The following is a 15,811-nucleotide window of genomic DNA, read 5'->3' as shown; positions in this document are numbered from 1 at the left end:
GAGATTCCGTTCGGATCCCGGCCGGTCACGTGGGCGTGTAGCCCAGGTGGCGGCGAAGGCTGTGTCCACGGCGGTGGTCGCGGCGATGCTGGGTGGTCTTTCGACCCAGGCCGCTGCCGCCGCGCCGGCTGCTGGACCGCCTGCCCGCCAGGGCTCGTTCACCCAGGCTCTGTCCGCGCTGGACCGTGCAGCCGCGTCGCTGCCGAAAACGGACTCCACACCAGCCGCTGCTCCGCCGTCCAAGTTGGAGCGGATGAGCCGGGACTGGGACCGGGAGATGGTGGAGACCTACGCGGAGTTCGACGAGTTCGAAGAAGTCCGCGAGGCCGCCAAGAAGGCCCTGGAAAGCAGCGATCCGAACGCGATCCGGGAGTTCCTGGAACACGGCATGGCCGAAGCCCGCAAGCGGGCCCAGGAGAAGAAGGACGACACCGACGCCGGCAACCGCAAGAAGATCGAGGCGATGCGCGGCACGGGGGGCCCGCACTTCAACGCCGAGGTCGAACGCGTTCTGGGGCCCAAGGCCACGGCCAGGGACCGTGCCGACTTCCTTGCCTTCGGCGCCAAGATCGCCCGAGAGCGGGATGAGAAGGACCAACAAACCGCCAAGGACCGCGCGGCCGAGCTCCGCAAGCGCGTTCAGATGCTGGCCGGCGTCGGCGGGCCAGAAGTGCAAAAGGCCGCCCAGGCCGCGCTGGACGCCGGCAGTGACAAGGCGATCGAGGAGTTCCTGGAAAAGGGCTACCAGATCGCCGCGCAGAAGGACGCCGAGGACCGGGCCGCGCACGAGAAGGCGCTGAAGGAGGCCCAGGAGGCCGCGGAGAAGCTGCGGGATCTGGCGCAGCGGACCGCCCGGGCGGCCGAGGCGCGTACCAAGCTGATCGCCGTCCACGGGGATGCCGTCAGGGAGCTCAAAACAGCTTCCAACGCGATGACGCAGGCGGCCGCGGCCGCCCGTGAGGCTGACCGGATGCTGTCGGCCGACCGGGCCGGCAAGCGCCTGTCGGACTACGGCAATGTGAAGGCCGAGGTCGCCCGGCAGGTCAAGGACGCCATCGAGGCGGCAAGGGCCGCCAAGGTCGCAGCTCTCCAGGCCAAGGTGCAGGCCGACATCCTGGTGGAGACCGGACTGACGCACGGCACCCAGTGGGCCGAGGTCGCCTACGGCATCGAAGCCGCGGCCGACGCGGCGGCCAAGGCCGCCGAGACCGCCCAGCACGCCGTGGACGCCACCGCAGCCGACGCAGCGGCGCTCAACTCGAAGAACGCGGCTCAGGCGCACGAGCAGCAGGCCAGGAAGTGGCGGGCCAACGCCGAAGAGCAGGCCAAGGCAGCTGCGCAGATGGCCGCTGCCGCCGAGAAGCAGGCCAAGATCGCCGCCGATGCAGCCGCCCGGAGCAAGCAGGCCCGCATCGACGCCGAGAAGGCCGAGCAGGAAGCCTGGGAGCACGCCAAGAAGACCCATCAGGCCCGCCTCGAAGCCCAGCGGCAGGCCAAGATAGCGGCCGAACAGCGCGCGATCGCCGAACGCGAGCGCAACCTGGCCGCCCAGGCCCGCGCCCGGGCCGAACGCGAACGGGACAAGGCGGCCGCGGCACGGGCACGTGCGGAGGCCGAGGCCCGTACGGCGGCCGCGGCCCGCGCCGAGGCCCAGTCGGCCGCGGCCACGGCGGCCTCGGCGCGTGCCGGCGCCGCCGAGAAGGAAGGCATCGCCGCCAGGGCGGACGAGAAGGCCCGCGGCGAGGAGACCAACGCGCGCAACGCCCGCAACGCGGCGTTCAAGGCGGAACAGAACCACCAGGCCAAGGAGGCCCGGGCCAAGGCCATCGAGGCGGCGGCCGCCTCAGGCCGCGGCACCGCTGCCGCCGGCGAGGCCAATACCGCTGCACAGGCAGCACGGGCGGACGCCAACGCCGCCGGTGCGGCGGCCGGTCAGGCCCGCAGCGCCGCCGACACGGCCAGCGGTGCCGCGGTACGCGCCCGTTCCGCGGCCACCGAGGCCGCGGGCGCGGCTGCCCGTGCTCGGGCCGCGGCAGCCGAGGCCGGCGCGCACGCTGCGCGCGCCAACGCCGCCGCCAACAAGGCCGAAGCTGCCGCCGCGCGTGCCAACGCCGCCGCGAACAAGGCCGAAGCCGAGTACCAGGCAACCCACGCCGCGGCGCTGAAGGCCAACACCAAGGCAGCCGAGGCCACCGCCCAGGAAGCCCGTGCCGGCATCGCCGCCCATGAGGCATCCCGCCTCGCCGGATTGGCCGCTCAGCACGCCAACAACGCCCTGCAAGCGGCCAGCCGCACCAAGGAAGAAGCCGAGGGCGCGACCCGCGAAGCGGCCATGGCCAGGCTCCAGTCCACCATCGCCGTCCAGGCGTCCGGAGCCGCCCGCAACACCGCCGCCGGGATCGCCGATCCGGCCAACACCGCCATCGAGCTGACGGCCCCCTTCGCCGGCAAGGACGTCGACGCCGACTTCGCCGCCGAGGTCGCCAAGGCCGCACAGGAGACCGGAGAGGAGCAGGTCGCCTCGGCCGAGGCGAAGGCCGCCGAAGCGGTCAAGGCCGCCGAGGCCGCCGAGGCCGCCGCCAAGCGGGCAGGCGACCAGGTCGCCCCGGCCTTCAAGGCCGCCGCCGACGCCGCCAGGTCCTCGGCCAACGCCGCACGTTCCGCGGCCGCGGCCATGAAGTCCGCAGCCGAAGCAGCCGCCGACGGCGCCAAGGCACGGGCCGCCGCGGCATCCGCCAATAAAGCCGACGCACAGGCCAAGGGCGACGCGGCCCTCGCCCGTCAGGCCGCCAACCAGGCCGCCGCGGACGCGGCAGCCGCGCGCAAGGCGGCCAACGAGGCCGAAGCCGAAGCCGCCCGGGCCCGCAAGGCCGCCGCCGAGGCGGACCAGCACGCCGCCGCGGCCAACAGCGCCGCCAACCAGGCCGAGCACGAGGCCAGCGTCGCCCAGGGCGCGGCAGCCCAGGCGGAGAAGGACGCGGCCGACGCGGGCAAACTGGCCGACTCCGCCGAATCCCACGCCAAGTCCGCAGAGACCGCCGCCAAGAACGCCAACCAGTACGCCAAGGAAGCGGACGAGGCGGCAAAGAAGGCCGAGGAGTACGAGCGGGAACAGGAGCGCAAGCGGCGGGCGGAAGCCGTTGAGCAGGCCGGCAAGGGCGGCGGTTCCGAACTGTCCTGGCAGGACGAGGTTGGGCTTGAGGACGCCGGAATTTCCCCTGAGGAATATGAGAAACTCCAAAAGGATGCCGAAAAGTCGATCGGCGACTTCCTGAGCGAAAATGGCGGCGAGATCCTCAAGGGTCTGCTCGGCCTCGACGACATTGAGAAATGCTTCACCGAAGGCAACGTCGAAAGTTGTATTTGGACGCTTGTCGGCGCTCTTCCTTGGGGCAAGGCTGCCCAGATCATCAAGAAGTTCCCGGAAGTCTCCAAGGCTGTCTATCGCGTCGTCACTGGCTTCAGTAAGTTCATCGAGGAGACCGATAAGGCAAAGAAGCTGATCGGCAAGAGCAAGGAAGCCCTCGAAAAGTTCCGGCAGGCACTCTCGGCATGTACGCGGAAGAATAGCTTCACTCCGGAGACCCCGGTGTTGATGGCCGATGGAACGCGCAAGCCGATCAAGGACATTCAGATCGGGCAGCGGGTTCTGGCTACCGATCCAGATACCGGTACGACCGGGGCATGGGCAGTAACCGACACGATCGTCGGCGAGGGGCAGAAGCACCTGGTCGAGATCACCATCGACTCCGATGGCAAAGCCGGGGATAGTACGGGCACTGTCAATGCCACTGAGGGGCACCCGTTCTGGGTGGACAACCAAGGACGTTGGCTGGATGCAAAGGACCTCAAGGCAGGTGACCGACTCCGCACCTCACGCGGTGACCTGAGGGAGGTCGTCAACACCCGTGCGTGGACTGCGGTCAGCAAGGTCTACAACCTCACTGTCGAAGGTCCCCACACATACTATGTGTGGGCGGGCGCAGCGGCTGTCCTGGTTCACAACTCCAACAACGTGTGCGGGGTCAAGGCGCTTGAGGATGGCGACTGGCAGCACATTGTGGATCGGCATCGGCCCGGAGGCGTGAACGTAGACCCTAAGGCAGGGCTTCTCATCGGAAAGGAAAAGATAGTTCGTAAGCGAATAGCGGAGGCTATTAACCGAGGGAGGGCGAGGCCGAACACTCCGGACCCTGAAACTGGTAGACCGCGCCCCGGCCAGATGTACGAGTGGGATTTCGGTGTTCCTGTCGGGAAGGCGGGCCCAGCGAATGGAAGTGGAGAGCTGACGAGTATTCGTGTCATTGTAAACGACGGTAAAGTCGTGACGGCATTTCCGGTTTAAGGAAGAAATGGCGAGCTGAGGAATTCGTGATTAAGTTCTCTTTTGAGGTCCCGGATGTCGGGTCGCCCTGGCGTGATACCTGGGACAGGGTATACCAGCTCAATCCGGTAACCATCAGCGAGATGGACCTCTGCTACAAGTTCTTCGGGGCTAGTGTCGAACTCGTGGTGGACGATGTCGAGATCATCTCCAATGAGGGGCATGTAACCCTCGTCGACCTCGCTCTGTCTCTTTGTCATGCGCTGAGCCGCCTCTCGTCCGGCGAAGATGCGGGGATCGGCTTCACGGAAAATGCCGAAGTCATCCGCTTGCGGCGCGAGGCTGATCTCGTCATAATTACGTCGTCGAAGGATCAATGGCAGGTCTCCGTGAAGCAGGAAGAGCTTACGGGTGCTTTCACCGACTTCCTTCGGAGGATCCATGCTTTCCTGACCGTGAATTTTCCTGGACTGGCCGATAACCCGACAATCCAGCGGTTCTCTCCGGAATAGCGGGGAACTCCGTTTGCTTCGGGAACGGATCATGAGGGGCAGAGGCCACGCTGGATATCCAGCGTGGCCTCTGCGCTCCTGCGGCCCGCGGTTGCGCCGTCGTTGCCGGAGCGATGACAGGCCGGGCGCTTCCCGCATCGTGGAGGCGCCCGGTCTGGTTGTGGTGGGTGGTTACGGTGTGGGGTCCGATTGGTTGGGCTGGGTGAGCCGGAAGGTGCGGGGCCGTCGGTGACTTGCTCGGCGATTCCGGCGGCGGCGAGTTTGATGAGGGCGTTGGCGATGCCTGAGGACTTCTCGATAGCCCGACTGATGCGGGTGGCGGTGAACGCCTCGTCGGGGTGTGCCTGGAGGTGGTCGATGACCATCTGCCGCAGCGCTCCTGGCGCGAGCCGCCCACCGGCGACCGGTGCCGGCACAGCCGGTACCGCCTGCAGTGTGCTGACGTCCTGCGGTACGGGGACGTTGGTGCTGTCCCCGTCATGCGGGCTGGTCTCGTTGCCGGAGTCGCCGTCGCCGCCACTGTTCTGGGGGGCTTGCGGTGTATCGGAGGGACGAGTGCCGGTTTCCGGCCCAGCGGTGGGAGCTGTGCCCTCAGGTTCGGGTGCCTCCGTGGGGGTGATGCGGCGTCGACCGCCGTATCACTGTGCGAGGTGTTGGGCTCGGGCTCGATGGCGCAGGGTGTGCTGTCCGTTTCGGGTGTGGTGACGGTGTCGGAGAGGTTCTCTCCGATAGAGGTGCCCGCGTCTTCGGCGGCGCTGACGGTGGGTTCGGTGGGCTTGTCGGGGCTGGATTCCGGCTGGTTCTGTGCAGAGGTGGCGTCCGGCTCTGCCCCGTCCTTGGTCTCGGGGGCGGATGCGGGGATGGTGGGGTGCCAGAGGTCGGGCATGCGGCGGGGGTCGTCGTGGCCGCCGGGGGTGCGGGCGGCGAGGCCACGCTTCTCCAGTGTGGACACAGCCCGTCCGGCAGTGGAGTGGCCGATGCCTGCGGCGTGGGCGAGTTCGGCGAATGTGGCCGGTTCGGTCATACCCATCAGCTGGGTGTAGACGGTGGCAGTTGCGCCGGTCAGGCCCGTCAGCGGTTCCGGTGGCGTGTCGCTGCGCGTGGTTGTGGCGTCAAGGTTGGTGTCGGACATATGGGGTCCCTCATTTCCGTGGTGATGCGGATGGTTGAGGTCCCCGGCCGGGGTGCGGGCCGCGGTGTTCGCCGGGCGCGTGCGCATCGCGGTTGTCCGGGCGAACGTGGCCGTAGCGAGGCGGGTTCGGGTTTCCCAACCGCGGTACGCCGTCGTCGGCCACGACCATGGACGCTCGCCCCGGGCGGGAAGTCAAGCGGCTCATTCCATGGGGTTGTTCCTGGTCACTGTGGGGTCGTGGCTTCCGGGCGGATACGGGGGTTGCGTCGTGGGCCGGTCCGGGCCGGTGCACGGGTGGTGGGGTTGGGGTGAGGTTGGTCGGGTGGTCGGTGTGGTCGGTCGGAGGAGGTGGAGCGGGTGGAGCGGGTTCATTCGATCGGGGGTGGTCGGTCGCTGTTGTGGTTGTGGAGTTGGTGATGGATGCGGCGGGCGCGTTTGGGACCGAGGTGCAGCTCGTTTCGGAGTCGCCAGATGCTTGCGGGCCGGCCGGTAGCAGCCCGGACGCACTGGTCGAGGTCGAGGGCGAGGGCAAGGGCGTGCGGCCATAGGTCGGCCTCTGCCGATCGGATCCCGGGTGCCGGGCGGTCGGGTTCGGGGCGTGGGATGCGGGGTGCGTCGTCGGCCGTGTTGGGCCTGGTGGGGGCCGGGTCGGTCGCGCCGGGGCGATCGGTCTGGCCACGGGTCGGGGTGGGGCCGGATGCGTTCTGTGGTGGGGAGCAGGCGGGCAGCGTGGCACCGGTGGTCGGTTCCCGGTCGGCTCGCTCGGTGGCCGATCGGGAGGCGGGGGCTGTGGGGAGGTGTGCTGGGGTGGTCGGTTCGGTGCGATCGGTCGCCTCGGTCGGTTCGGTCGGGCTCGTCTGGTTGGTGGGGTCGGTGGGGGTGGTCTGGTCGAGGAGGTGGGTGATGGTGCGGCGGTAGGCGGCGATGGTTTCGGTGAGGGTGATGAGGAGGAGGGCGGGGGTGAGGTGGAGGAGGACGGCTGCGGGGTCGGCGTGGTGGGGCCAGCCGATGTGTCCGTCGGGCCAGAGGCTTTGCCAGGTGTTCATGAGGGCGGCGGTGGAGCCGGCACTCCAGCGGAGGGTGGTGGACCAGGCGGGTGGGGTGATGCCCCAGGCGGCCAGACGTGCGTCGACGTAGAGGACGCCGGCGAGCGCGGTGCCGATCATGGGGTCGAGGAGGACGGCGATGGGGAGGGGAACGTCGCGGCTGGTGGCGAAGCGGGTGACGTTGACCGTGGTGAAGACCAGCGCCAGGCACCCGACGATGCACAGCACTCGGGTCATGGCGCGAAGGAGTTGGACTGCTTCGCGGGCGGCGATCTGTTTCACCAGGCCCCGCCTCTGGGCCGGGCGCCAGGTCTGGTTGCTCCTTGGAAGGCGGGAGTGGTGGTGCGTGCGGGGCCTTGGCGGACGACGGCGCCGGGGTGAGGTGCGTCGATCGCCTGCCCGTTGCCGGTGTAGACCGCGACGTGGGTGATGCGGTGGGGGCCGGTTCCGTAGAACAACAAGTCGCCTGAGAGCAGTTGAGTGGGCTTGGGGAGGTGGGGGTCGGCGTCGTACTGAGCCTGTGCCACGCGTGGGAGGTGGATGCCTGCGGCGCGGTAAGCGGCTTGGGTGAGGCCGGAGCAGTCGAAGCCGCCGTCGGAGGGGCCGTTTCCTCCCCAGACGTAGGGGGTGCCGAGCTGGGCGCGGGCGAAGGCAATCGCCTTGGCAGCAGGGTTGGTTGTGGCCGGTGCGGCGGTGGCGTATGTACGGGCGGTGGTGAGCACTTGGGCCACGTAGGTATGAGAGTGGTTGTAGGCGAAGACTGCTGACCGAAGGTTGCTGCCGTTCTTTGCGCCGTTGGCGCACAGCAGGCGGGCCGCGGCGTACACCGCGTCGACCGGGTCCCAGGGTGTTGGTGGCTGCTGGCCTCCAGGGGGCACGGGGTGCGCGTAGGCCTGGAAGGTGGACGGCAAGAACTGCATCGGTCCGACGGCGCCTGCGGTGGAGACCATGGTGGGGTGGCGGGCGTGGTCGGTCTCGGTCTTGCCGATGGCGGCGAGGACGGTCCAGGACAGGCCGGGGCAGGCGAGGGCGGCGCGTTGGTAGAGGGCGAGCATGCGGGATGGGATGTCGTTGAGGGCGTGTGTGCTCGGGGAGGTCGGTGCGCTGGTGTTTGGGGAGAGTCCGCCGAGTGCTGCGGCGATGGTGAGGGCGGCGAGGAGTGGCAGGGTCAGGATTGTGCAGCCGATGCCGGTGATCGCCTTTGTGAGCAGGGAGCTCACGATCCGGCCTTGGGGGCGGCGGGCGGTTGTGGGGGTACGGGAAGGGTGAGGGGCGTGTCGGCGTCGGTCGGTTCCAGGCCGGAGGCGGGGCTGAGGGCAGGCCAGTGGTCGGTGAGGGCGGCGAGGGTGGTGCGGCGGGCGCCGGGTTGGAGTGGTGCCCACCAGGGGCCCCAGGGTTCGCTGGTTGTGAAGTCTCCGGATGAGGTCGCCACGTTCAGCCCCAACTCTCTTGCCGTGTTGGCGAGGCGGTGCCGCAGGGCTTGGTCACGGGACTGGGTACGGGTGTGGATGAGCAGGGCCGGGCGGGCGCCGGTGGCGGTGGTGAAGGCGGCGTAGCCGGCGAGTTTGGCTTCGACGCGGGCGAGGGGTTGGCTGCCGGTGTCGTATTCGAGGAAGAAGGGCAGCAGGCGGTCGCCGCCGTGGTAGTGGGCGTAGGCGTCGGGGCGGATGATGTCGCCCCAGCGGCGGGCTGCGGAGTGTTCGGAGAGCCCGAGGGAGAGGCTGGCGGTGGGGGTGGTGTGGGTGTGGGCGGCGAGGTGGGTGAGGAGGTCGTTGACGCCGAGGTCGTGGCCGAGGGAGGGGGAGTAGGCGATGCGGCCGGTGTGGGTGGGGCGCCAGCCGACGGCTTCGGGGTCGAGACCGGCCTGGGCGGCGAGGAGGGCGGCTCCGGCGGGGCCGAGGGTGTAGTGCTCGGGGGCGGAGCCGGTCTGGGTCAGGGGGCGGAAGGAGTCCACGACGGCGTGGTGGTGGAGGGTGCGTAGGCGGCGTTGGGCGGAGCGGAGTGAGGTGTAGGCGAGGCGGGTGATCTGGTGGGTGGTCAGGACGCGGTGCTCGTGGAGCATGCGGGTCAGCCAGAGGTCGCGGGTGGTGAGGCGGCGGGCGAGGGCGGCGATGTCGGTGTGTTGGGTGGGGCGGGGGCGGCTGGTGGCGGCGCGGGCGGTGTAGCGGGAGCCGGGGCCGGAGGCGGGGCGGGGGAGTGCGGGCATGGCGGATCACCGTGGGGTAGGGCGAAGGGACTGGTGGGGTGGTTGGTCAGGGGCGGGTGGCTTGTCGTGGGCCGGTGCGGGAGGCAGCAGCGGTTCGCAGGTCTTTGGCACGGCCGGGAATGGCGGGTGACAGGGGGTAGGTGGTGAGGGTGAAGGCGGTGGATTCCGCGCCGTTGGTCAGGAGGTGGGCGGCGGCTTGGTAGGGGCCGAGGTGGGCGAGGCCGTGGGCGGCGAGGGTGGGCAGGGTGTGGCGTTCCAGTGCGTTGGAGTCCTCGGGGGAGGCGTTGAAGAAGACTTTGTTGCGGGCGTTGGCGGAGATGCCTTCGCGCAGGTCGCGGGGGAGCTGTGCGAGGTGTTGGTGGGCCAGGAGCATGGACAGGCGGTAGCCGCGGGCCTCGGCGAGCATGTCCTCCAACGGGTAGGGCAAGACGAGGAAGTTGTGCGCCTCGTCGATGCTGAGCGTGGCGTCGATGCGTTGGTGTTCGGGGTGCGGGCGCGGGCTGCGGCGGCTTGCCAGGTGCCGGCGACGATGAAGGAGCCAAGGAGACGGGCGGTCTCTTCGCCGAGGGCGCCTTTGGGGAGACGGGCCAGGAGGATGCCGCCGTTGAGGACGCCGGTGAGGTTGAAAGTGGAGGGGCCGGCGGCGATCGCGCGGCGGGCGAAGTCGCGCAGCAGGAACGCACGCAGCTTGTTCATGACCGGTCCGACCACCGCGGCGCGTGAGGGATCGGACATCGACTCGTACCAGGCCCAGAACCCTCGCAGGACAGGGTCTTGGAGGGCCGGAACGATACGCAGCCGGTAGGCGGACTCGCCCAGCAGACGGGGAACATCGGCGAGAGTGACCAACTGGCCGGTGCGGTTGCGGTATTTGAGGAGGGTCAGGCAGGCGGCGCGCATGATGTCGTCGGTGCGCGGTCCCCAGAAGGCGGTGAAGATCCGGCGGAAGATGCCGGTGATGTTGTCCACGACGACATCGATGTCGGTGCCGTCGAGCACGTTCAGGCACGGGGGCGTGTGGGGGTCGTCGGGGTCGATGAGGACGAGGCGGTCGGCGCAGGTGTCGGGCAGGCGGTCCAGCAGGTCGTTGATCAGGTCGCCTTTGGGGTCGATGACGATGACGCCGCGGTGATTGCGGACGTCGTCGAGGACGAGGTTGGCGATGAGGGTGGACTTGCCGGAGCCGGTTGCACCCATGACGTGCAGGTGGTGGCGGGCGTCGGCGACGGCGAGACCTACGCCGCGGCGGGCGCCGGTATCGGAGTGGCCCAGGGGTTTGATGCTATTGCCGGGGGTGGGCTTGGAGATCTGTGGGGGTGGGAGGACGGAGCGGGCGCCGGCTCGGCGCAGGCCGGGGGCGTCGGGGTCGTAGGGGAGGTGGGCGAGGGCGGCGAGTTCCGGTACCGAGAGCAGCGCCGGGCGGGAGGCGGGGAACTGTCGGCCGGTGAGGCGTGGTTCGGGGTGACGGAGGCGGGTGCGGGTGAGGTAGTTGCGGTCGGCGTACAGGCCGAAGGCGGAGGAGATGGCGTGGGCCCGGCCGCGGGCCACATCCTGTGCGCGGTCGGTCTTTTGTGAGCAGGTGGCGGCGTAGGTGAGGGTGCACTGCCACTGGGCGCCGGATTGTTTGGCCACCATCTGGCGTACGGCGGTGCCGTGGTCGGGGTCCTGCTTGCCGGTGGTGGCGGGTTGGGCACGGTGGAGGAGAAGCGCGGTCAGGGTGGAAAGACGGGCTGGGGCGTGCCCGGCTTTGAGTCGCCTTGCCTGGTGGCGGGCGCGGCGCAGGGCGCGGCCGGTGGCGGGGCGGGCCAGGATCTGCACGCAGGCCGATTCATGGTCGGCCATGCCGGTGGCGGCCTGGAGCAGGGCGCGTAGGGGGTCGGTGGGGTGGTCGGTGCGGAGGGGGAGAACGTCGGGGCGGGCCGGCCGCAGGCGTCCGGCCGTGCGGGAGACGGCGTCGTCTGCGTTCGGGAGGAGGGGAGCAGGTGCGGTGACGCGGGTGTGGGCGCCGGGCCAGGCGGCTTCGACGGCGCGGCACACCAGGCCCACGGGGACGGTGCCCGGGACCCACATACGGATGCGTAGGCCGCTGTGCGACCAGGTGTATTCGAAGGCGACATGGGCCCGGCCACTGCGCTTCAACGCCCGGAGGTGGAACATGCTCACCTCCCGACCCAGGAGGCTGCCCTGCAGCAGGTGGCGAAGAGACAGGCTATCCGGGCCGAGACTGAAGGGGTAGCCGTCATGGTTGAAGGTGTCGAGGTAGGCGCGGTCGCTCTTGCGGTAGGTCCAGGTCGGGGCGTCCCGGAAGCGTTTGATGCTTTTGCGCACCTCGAACACGGTGGGCAGCCTCACATCATCTTCGGCCAGTTCCATACCTGTTCGGGAAAGCCGTCGATGATGGTGGTGAGGGTGTCGACCATGGTCAGGAGGTCCTCGTAGGTCTTGCGTCCGGACGTCCAGCCGATCATGCGGTTTCCCTCGATGCGCCAGCCCAGCCGAGCGTCGTGCATGAGCCGTTCCATGGCGTGCGTGTTGATGAGGGCTGCGAAATCGTGCTCCTTCGAGTAGTGCCGGACCAGGTGGGAGCCGAGGTTCGGCAAGTACGTGTAGCTGTTTGAAGAGTGTGGAAGGGCCCCACGCTTCCAATCATGGGTATCCCATGACAGCAGGCAGCTGGTGACCCCAGTGGTCGGGAGTGTGCGGGGCAGGGGGAGCACAGCTACCGAGTACGTCCGCGAGGCCGCTGCCCCACTTCCTGTGAGGCGCGGCCATGCGAGGAGATGGAACACGCTCACCTCTCGGCCGTTCACGTCGCCCTGCAGAAGATCTCGAATGGCGAGGCCACCCGGTCCCAGGCTGAACGGGTAGCCGCCACGCTCGAACGTGGCGAGGTAGTCCGGCGCTGTCTTGCGATAGGTCCAGGCCGGATCATCGCGGAAGCGTTGGATGCTCTTGCGCACCTCGAACACGGTGGGTCATTCCAGTTCGGAGTTGGCGGCGTTGCCGGCGCCGTAGATGATGCCGTCGACGGGGACCTCTTGCCAGGCAGGGAACGAATCGCGGTGCGTGGCACGGTGCTTGCCGGTGCCGATGTTGATCTTCTCTCCCAGATGGTTCGCACCACCGGCAACGAGTCCGGCGCCGCCGCTGAACGCCGCGTCCCACAGGACGTCCTTGTGCTGCCCCTCGGCGATGTCCACGCCGTCCGCTGCGGCCTGCCCGCCCGCACTGCCCAGTCCGCCCATGGCGATCTTGCCGGGCAACTGGTCGCTGTCCAGCGCCGCGGCGAGTTTCTTCCCCGGCGCCCACGCTTGCCCGTCCTCGCCGGCGGTTTGAGCCCAGCGGCTTACCTTCGGTGCCAGTTCCCCACCGGCTGTTGAGATGCCCGTGCCCACGACTGCGGACACGGCGGCGTCCTGGAGGTCCTGGCCCCAGGTGACCTTCTGCCCGGAGATCTTCTGCCCGGCGACATTGCCGATGAAGTTGGCGTCCATACTCTTGCCGAACTCGAAGCCGAACTTGAGCAGCTTGCTGCTGCTCATCGCCGTCCTGATCTTCTCCATCACTTCGGCGACGCGGATCAGCAGTTGCCCCAGCCGGGTTACTTCGCCCGCTGCCTCGGCGACTTCCGCGCCGGCCGCGCCGGCCGCGATGGCGTCGGAGAAACCGCCGGTCAGCACCGTCAGGCCGATGCCGATCGCCACCGTCGCGGCGATCTCCTCGGCCACCCGGTGGACCTCGTCGTTGGCCTTCTTGATGGCATCCGCGGTGTGGTCCAGCTGCTGGGCGACGGTTTCGAAATGCGGCAGCGCCTTCTCCACCTGGCCCTTGGTGTGGTTCCAGTGGGCATGGAAGGCGTCGGCGGCGGCACCGGTCCAGTTGTCGCCGAGCCGGGCGACCTCCTGGTCCTGCGCCTCGATCGTGCTCTTCAGATCGTGGGCCATGCCCCGCCACGCCTCGGCGCACGCCCGCAGCACCGACGGGTCCCCACCGGGATTGAACAGGTCGAAGCTCTTCTCGATCTGCGGCTGCTGCTCCTGCTGCTGACCGGCCACGTCACTTCCCCCCGAACTGCTGCGCCTGCGCGGTATCCGACGCCTGGTACGTGGCGACGGTGCGCTGCAGGCCCTCGGCGTAGTGCTGCAGCCCGGTGCGTAACTGCCGCAGGGCGGTCACGGTGTGGCGGGTCATCTCCACGTACTGGGACAGGGTCTCGGTGGACTCGGACATCACGCCGAAGGCATCGTCCACGTTCTCCGCGCGTGAGGCGAAAGAGCTGATGCGGTTGTCGAGATGGTCGGCGGAGGCAGTGAAATCCTTGCCGAGAGCCGTGACCGGCTCGGGATGGATCGAAAAATGCTCATGCGCCAACGCAGTCCCCCATGGTCACGTCGTGTGTGATCGCTTCACCCAGGAGCGTAGGCAGACAGGCGTCACCGATTGGATGCGCAGGGCATGGATCTTCACGGGCCTCTAACGCGATCCGAGATCCCCGGGCAAGCTCATGGGGCGGCCCAAGGCCGACGCAACCAGAGCGAGCACAACCAGTCTCGTCAACAACCGTGGCCTGGTTGCCACTACCGTGCCCTGACTCGGGCACGAACCGGGCGGTCACCAACCTTCAGTGAAGGTGATCCAACTTCGACGGCACGGAGCGCCGCAAGCGATCAGCGTCACCCCTGCGACCCATCGCCCAGGAATCGAACAAAAAGAATTTTTGGGCCACGTCTACCGAGACTACCGATGCCCTCAGGGCTGGCTCGGCGGTGGCTCGCAGGTGGCTCGGTACTGGCTCGCTTGGCCACTGAGCCGGGCAAAGTCGGCGCGCCGCTCAGCGCGAGCCTCAGCTGCCACATCGGGCCACTGGCCGCCCGGCGAGTTCGAACGCCTCCAACGGCGATGACAATTCGACGCCGTCGTTTCCCTATTCCTCATGTCAGCACAGACGGCTTGGAGCCCCTGCCCCGGGCGCCACCCGCCGATGTCCACCAACCACCGTCACGCCCCCGAAAGCGCTTCCCGCCGCCACACCCCCCGCCCGCTGCCGACCATCCTCTGGCTCCCCGCCCCCGACCAGCCCGATGCGGTCCCGTCCTCCGGCACGGTACTGCGGCCATGGGCGATCGAGAAGATCCGCACCGAGTTCACCCACCGCCCCGGCCAGGCCCCCGCGCCGCTGCTGAAGCTCTCCGTCCCGGACACCGAGCCGGGCATGGACGCCCGCACCCCCGTCATCACCTACACCGACGGCACCCCCCAGCAGGCTCTCGATGCTGCTCGCCGAACTCCACCCCAACGCCCTGCCCGCCTCCACCGACAGCCTCCCCGGGACCGTCGGCGAGATGCCCGGGGCCATGGACGAGGGCTGGGCCGGCTTCTTCCACCGCGCCCACCGCCTCCTGCCCGCCGACGGACTGCTGCTGCTCGCCATCCGCCAACGCCGAGACGACGACGCCGGCCTCACCGACCCGCTCGGCTCGCTGATCGCCTGCGCCCGCACCGCCGGCTTCCGCTACCTCCAGCACATCATCGTCGCTCACGTCCACCCTGCTGCCGACCGTCTCATTCCCGCCCGGCCCGCCGATGCCAGCCCCGGCGTCGCCCATAGCGATCTCGTCGCTCTCTCGGCTATCCACCACACCCGCTGAGCTGGAAGGAGTCCGATCATGACGCGTCCGATCTCGGTGTGGAACACCGTCCCCACCTCCGCCCCGGCCCAGCGCAAGGACCGCTATGTGCCCGGCTCGGCGGCCCACCCGGCCAAGATGCATCCCGGCATCGCCGCCCACGCCATCGCCACCTACACCCGCCCCGGCGACCTCGTCCTCGACCCCATGTGCGGCATCGGCACCACCCTCGTCGAAGCCCTCCACCTCGGCCGCAATGCCCTCGGCATTGAATACGAACCCATTTGGGCCACCCTCGCCTCACTCAACGCCCGCTCCGCCGCGCAAACAAGCGGCACTGGTACCGGAATCGTCCGCTGCGGCGACGCCCGACGGCTCACCGACCTCGCCCCCGCCTCCGCCCGTGGGGAGGTGGCGCTCGTGGTCACCTCACCTCCCTACGGACCCAGCGTCCACGGGCAGGTCCGCTCCTCCCTGGAGACCGGCGAACCCGGCGTCGTCAAGAAGGACTTCCGGTACGGCCACGACCGCGTCAACCTCGCCCATGTCTCCACCGGCCGGCTCCTGGAAGCCTTCACCGAGATCCTCGCTCAGTGCCGCACGATGCTCCGCCCCGGCGGCACCGCCGTCATCACCACCCGCCCTTGGCGCAAACGAGGCGAACTGATCGACCTGCCCTCCGCCGTCCTCGCCGCCGGCAAAGCCGCAGGACTCCTCCCCACCGAACGCTGCGTCGCCATGCTCGCCGGCATCCGCAACAGCCGTCTGGTCACCCGCCCCTCGTTCTTCCAGATGAAGAACGTCCGAGACGCCCGCCGACCCGGCATCCCTCTCTCCGTCGTCCAGTACGAGGACGTCTTGATCTTCACCAGACCCGGGTTTGCCAGGAGTTCGTGCGAACCCAAAGGTGGTTGGGGAGAACCCGAGGGCCCAATCCACCCATTTCCGAGTTTCGGTGCCGGGG

11 protein-coding genes and 2 pseudogenes are annotated in these 15,811 nt (G+C 69.0%); 4 read left to right on the top strand and 9 right to left on the bottom strand.

Annotation, left to right across the window (positions count from 1 at the left end; genetic code table 11):
- Positions 1 to 61 precede the first annotated feature (61 nt).
- Positions 62 to 4,345 (top strand): Hint domain-containing protein, encoded by a 4,284-nt coding sequence (locus K2224_RS22900; RefSeq protein WP_221908389.1) that lies wholly within the window; start codon positions 62 to 64, stop codon positions 4,343 to 4,345.
- A 26-nt stretch (positions 4,346 to 4,371) separates the two neighbouring features.
- Positions 4,372 to 4,836, top strand: coding sequence for a hypothetical protein (locus K2224_RS22895; protein ID WP_221908388.1), 465 nt, complete (start codon positions 4,372 to 4,374; stop codon positions 4,834 to 4,836).
- Here the strand turns inward: K2224_RS22895 and K2224_RS41725 are convergent.
- From K2224_RS41725 to K2224_RS22855, 9 genes and pseudogenes are all read right to left on the bottom strand, one after another.
- Complete coding sequence (locus K2224_RS41725; RefSeq protein WP_221908387.1) at positions 4,742 to 5,968, bottom strand: helix-turn-helix domain-containing protein; 1,227 nt, start codon at positions 5,966 to 5,968, stop codon at positions 4,742 to 4,744. The two genes, K2224_RS22895 and K2224_RS41725, sit on opposite strands and share 95 nt — an antisense overlap.
- 368 nt (positions 5,969 to 6,336) lie before the next feature.
- On the bottom strand, positions 6,337 to 7,296 hold the full coding sequence (locus tag K2224_RS22885; protein ID WP_221908386.1) for an extensin: 960 nt from the start codon (positions 7,294 to 7,296) through the stop codon (positions 6,337 to 6,339).
- On the bottom strand, positions 7,293 to 8,234 hold the full coding sequence (locus K2224_RS22880) for a bifunctional lytic transglycosylase/C40 family peptidase (RefSeq protein WP_221904773.1): 942 nt from the start codon (positions 8,232 to 8,234) through the stop codon (positions 7,293 to 7,295). Before K2224_RS22880 ends, K2224_RS22885 begins: the two co-directional genes overlap by 4 nt.
- Positions 8,231 to 9,220 (bottom strand): replication-relaxation family protein, encoded by a 990-nt coding sequence (locus K2224_RS22875; RefSeq protein WP_221904772.1) that lies wholly within the window; start codon positions 9,218 to 9,220, stop codon positions 8,231 to 8,233. Before K2224_RS22875 ends, K2224_RS22880 begins: the two co-directional genes overlap by 4 nt.
- Positions 9,221 to 9,266: 46 nt before the next feature.
- Entirely contained in the window at positions 9,267 to 9,626 is a 360-nt protein-coding gene (locus K2224_RS40775; protein ID WP_260692278.1) for a type IV secretory system conjugative DNA transfer family protein, read from the bottom strand.
- A gap of 677 nt (positions 9,627 to 10,303) precedes the next feature.
- Positions 10,304 to 10,417 (bottom strand): annotated as a pseudogene (locus K2224_RS40770) (helicase HerA domain-containing protein); the annotation flags it as partial.
- Positions 10,418 to 11,568: 1,151 nt separating this feature from the next.
- Complete coding sequence (locus K2224_RS22865; RefSeq protein WP_260692903.1) at positions 11,569 to 12,180, bottom strand: hypothetical protein; 612 nt, start codon at positions 12,178 to 12,180, stop codon at positions 11,569 to 11,571.
- Between the two features lie 15 nt (positions 12,181 to 12,195).
- Positions 12,196 to 13,275 carry a WXG100 family type VII secretion target gene (locus K2224_RS22860; protein WP_221908384.1) on the bottom strand — a complete coding sequence of 360 codons (1,080 nt, stop codon included), beginning with the start codon at positions 13,273 to 13,275 and terminating at the stop codon, positions 12,196 to 12,198.
- A gap of 1 nt (position 13,276) precedes the next feature.
- Positions 13,277 to 13,591 carry a WXG100 family type VII secretion target gene (locus K2224_RS22855; protein ID WP_221908383.1) on the bottom strand — a complete coding sequence of 105 codons (315 nt, stop codon included), beginning with the start codon at positions 13,589 to 13,591 and terminating at the stop codon, positions 13,277 to 13,279.
- 899 nt (positions 13,592 to 14,490) lie between these two features.
- Here K2224_RS22855 and K2224_RS40765 point away from each other — a divergent pair.
- Both K2224_RS40765 and K2224_RS22845 read left to right on the top strand, forming a co-directional pair.
- Positions 14,491 to 14,868 carry a hypothetical protein gene (locus K2224_RS40765; protein WP_260692902.1) on the top strand — a complete coding sequence of 126 codons (378 nt, stop codon included), beginning with the start codon at positions 14,491 to 14,493 and terminating at the stop codon, positions 14,866 to 14,868.
- Between the two features lie 18 nt (positions 14,869 to 14,886).
- A pseudogene (locus K2224_RS22845) lies at positions 14,887 to 15,727 on the top strand (TRM11 family SAM-dependent methyltransferase); the annotation flags it as partial.
- Positions 15,728 to 15,811 lie beyond the last annotated feature (84 nt).

This window comes from Streptomyces sp. BHT-5-2 (assembly GCF_019774615.1).
In the GTDB taxonomy this organism is placed as follows: Bacteria; Actinomycetota; Actinomycetes; order Streptomycetales; family Streptomycetaceae; genus Streptomyces.
This window is presented reverse-complemented; position numbering and strand designations above follow the sequence as displayed.

Bases quoted from the DNA above. Each gene is read 5' to 3' on its own strand.
- K2224_RS41725 (WP_221908387.1), bottom strand. From the start codon at position 5,968: ATGTCCGACACCAACCTTGACGCCACAACCACGCGCAGCGACACGCCA.
- K2224_RS22875 (WP_221904772.1), bottom strand. From the start codon at position 9,220: ATGCCCGCACTCCCCCGCCCCGCCTCCGGCCCCGGCTCCCGCTACACC.
- K2224_RS40775 (WP_260692278.1), bottom strand. From the start codon at position 9,626: ATGCTCGCCGAGGCCCGCGGCTACCGCCTGTCCATGCTCCTGGCCCAC.
- K2224_RS40765 (WP_260692902.1), top strand. From the start codon at position 14,491: ATGCTGCTCGCCGAACTCCACCCCAACGCCCTGCCCGCCTCCACCGAC.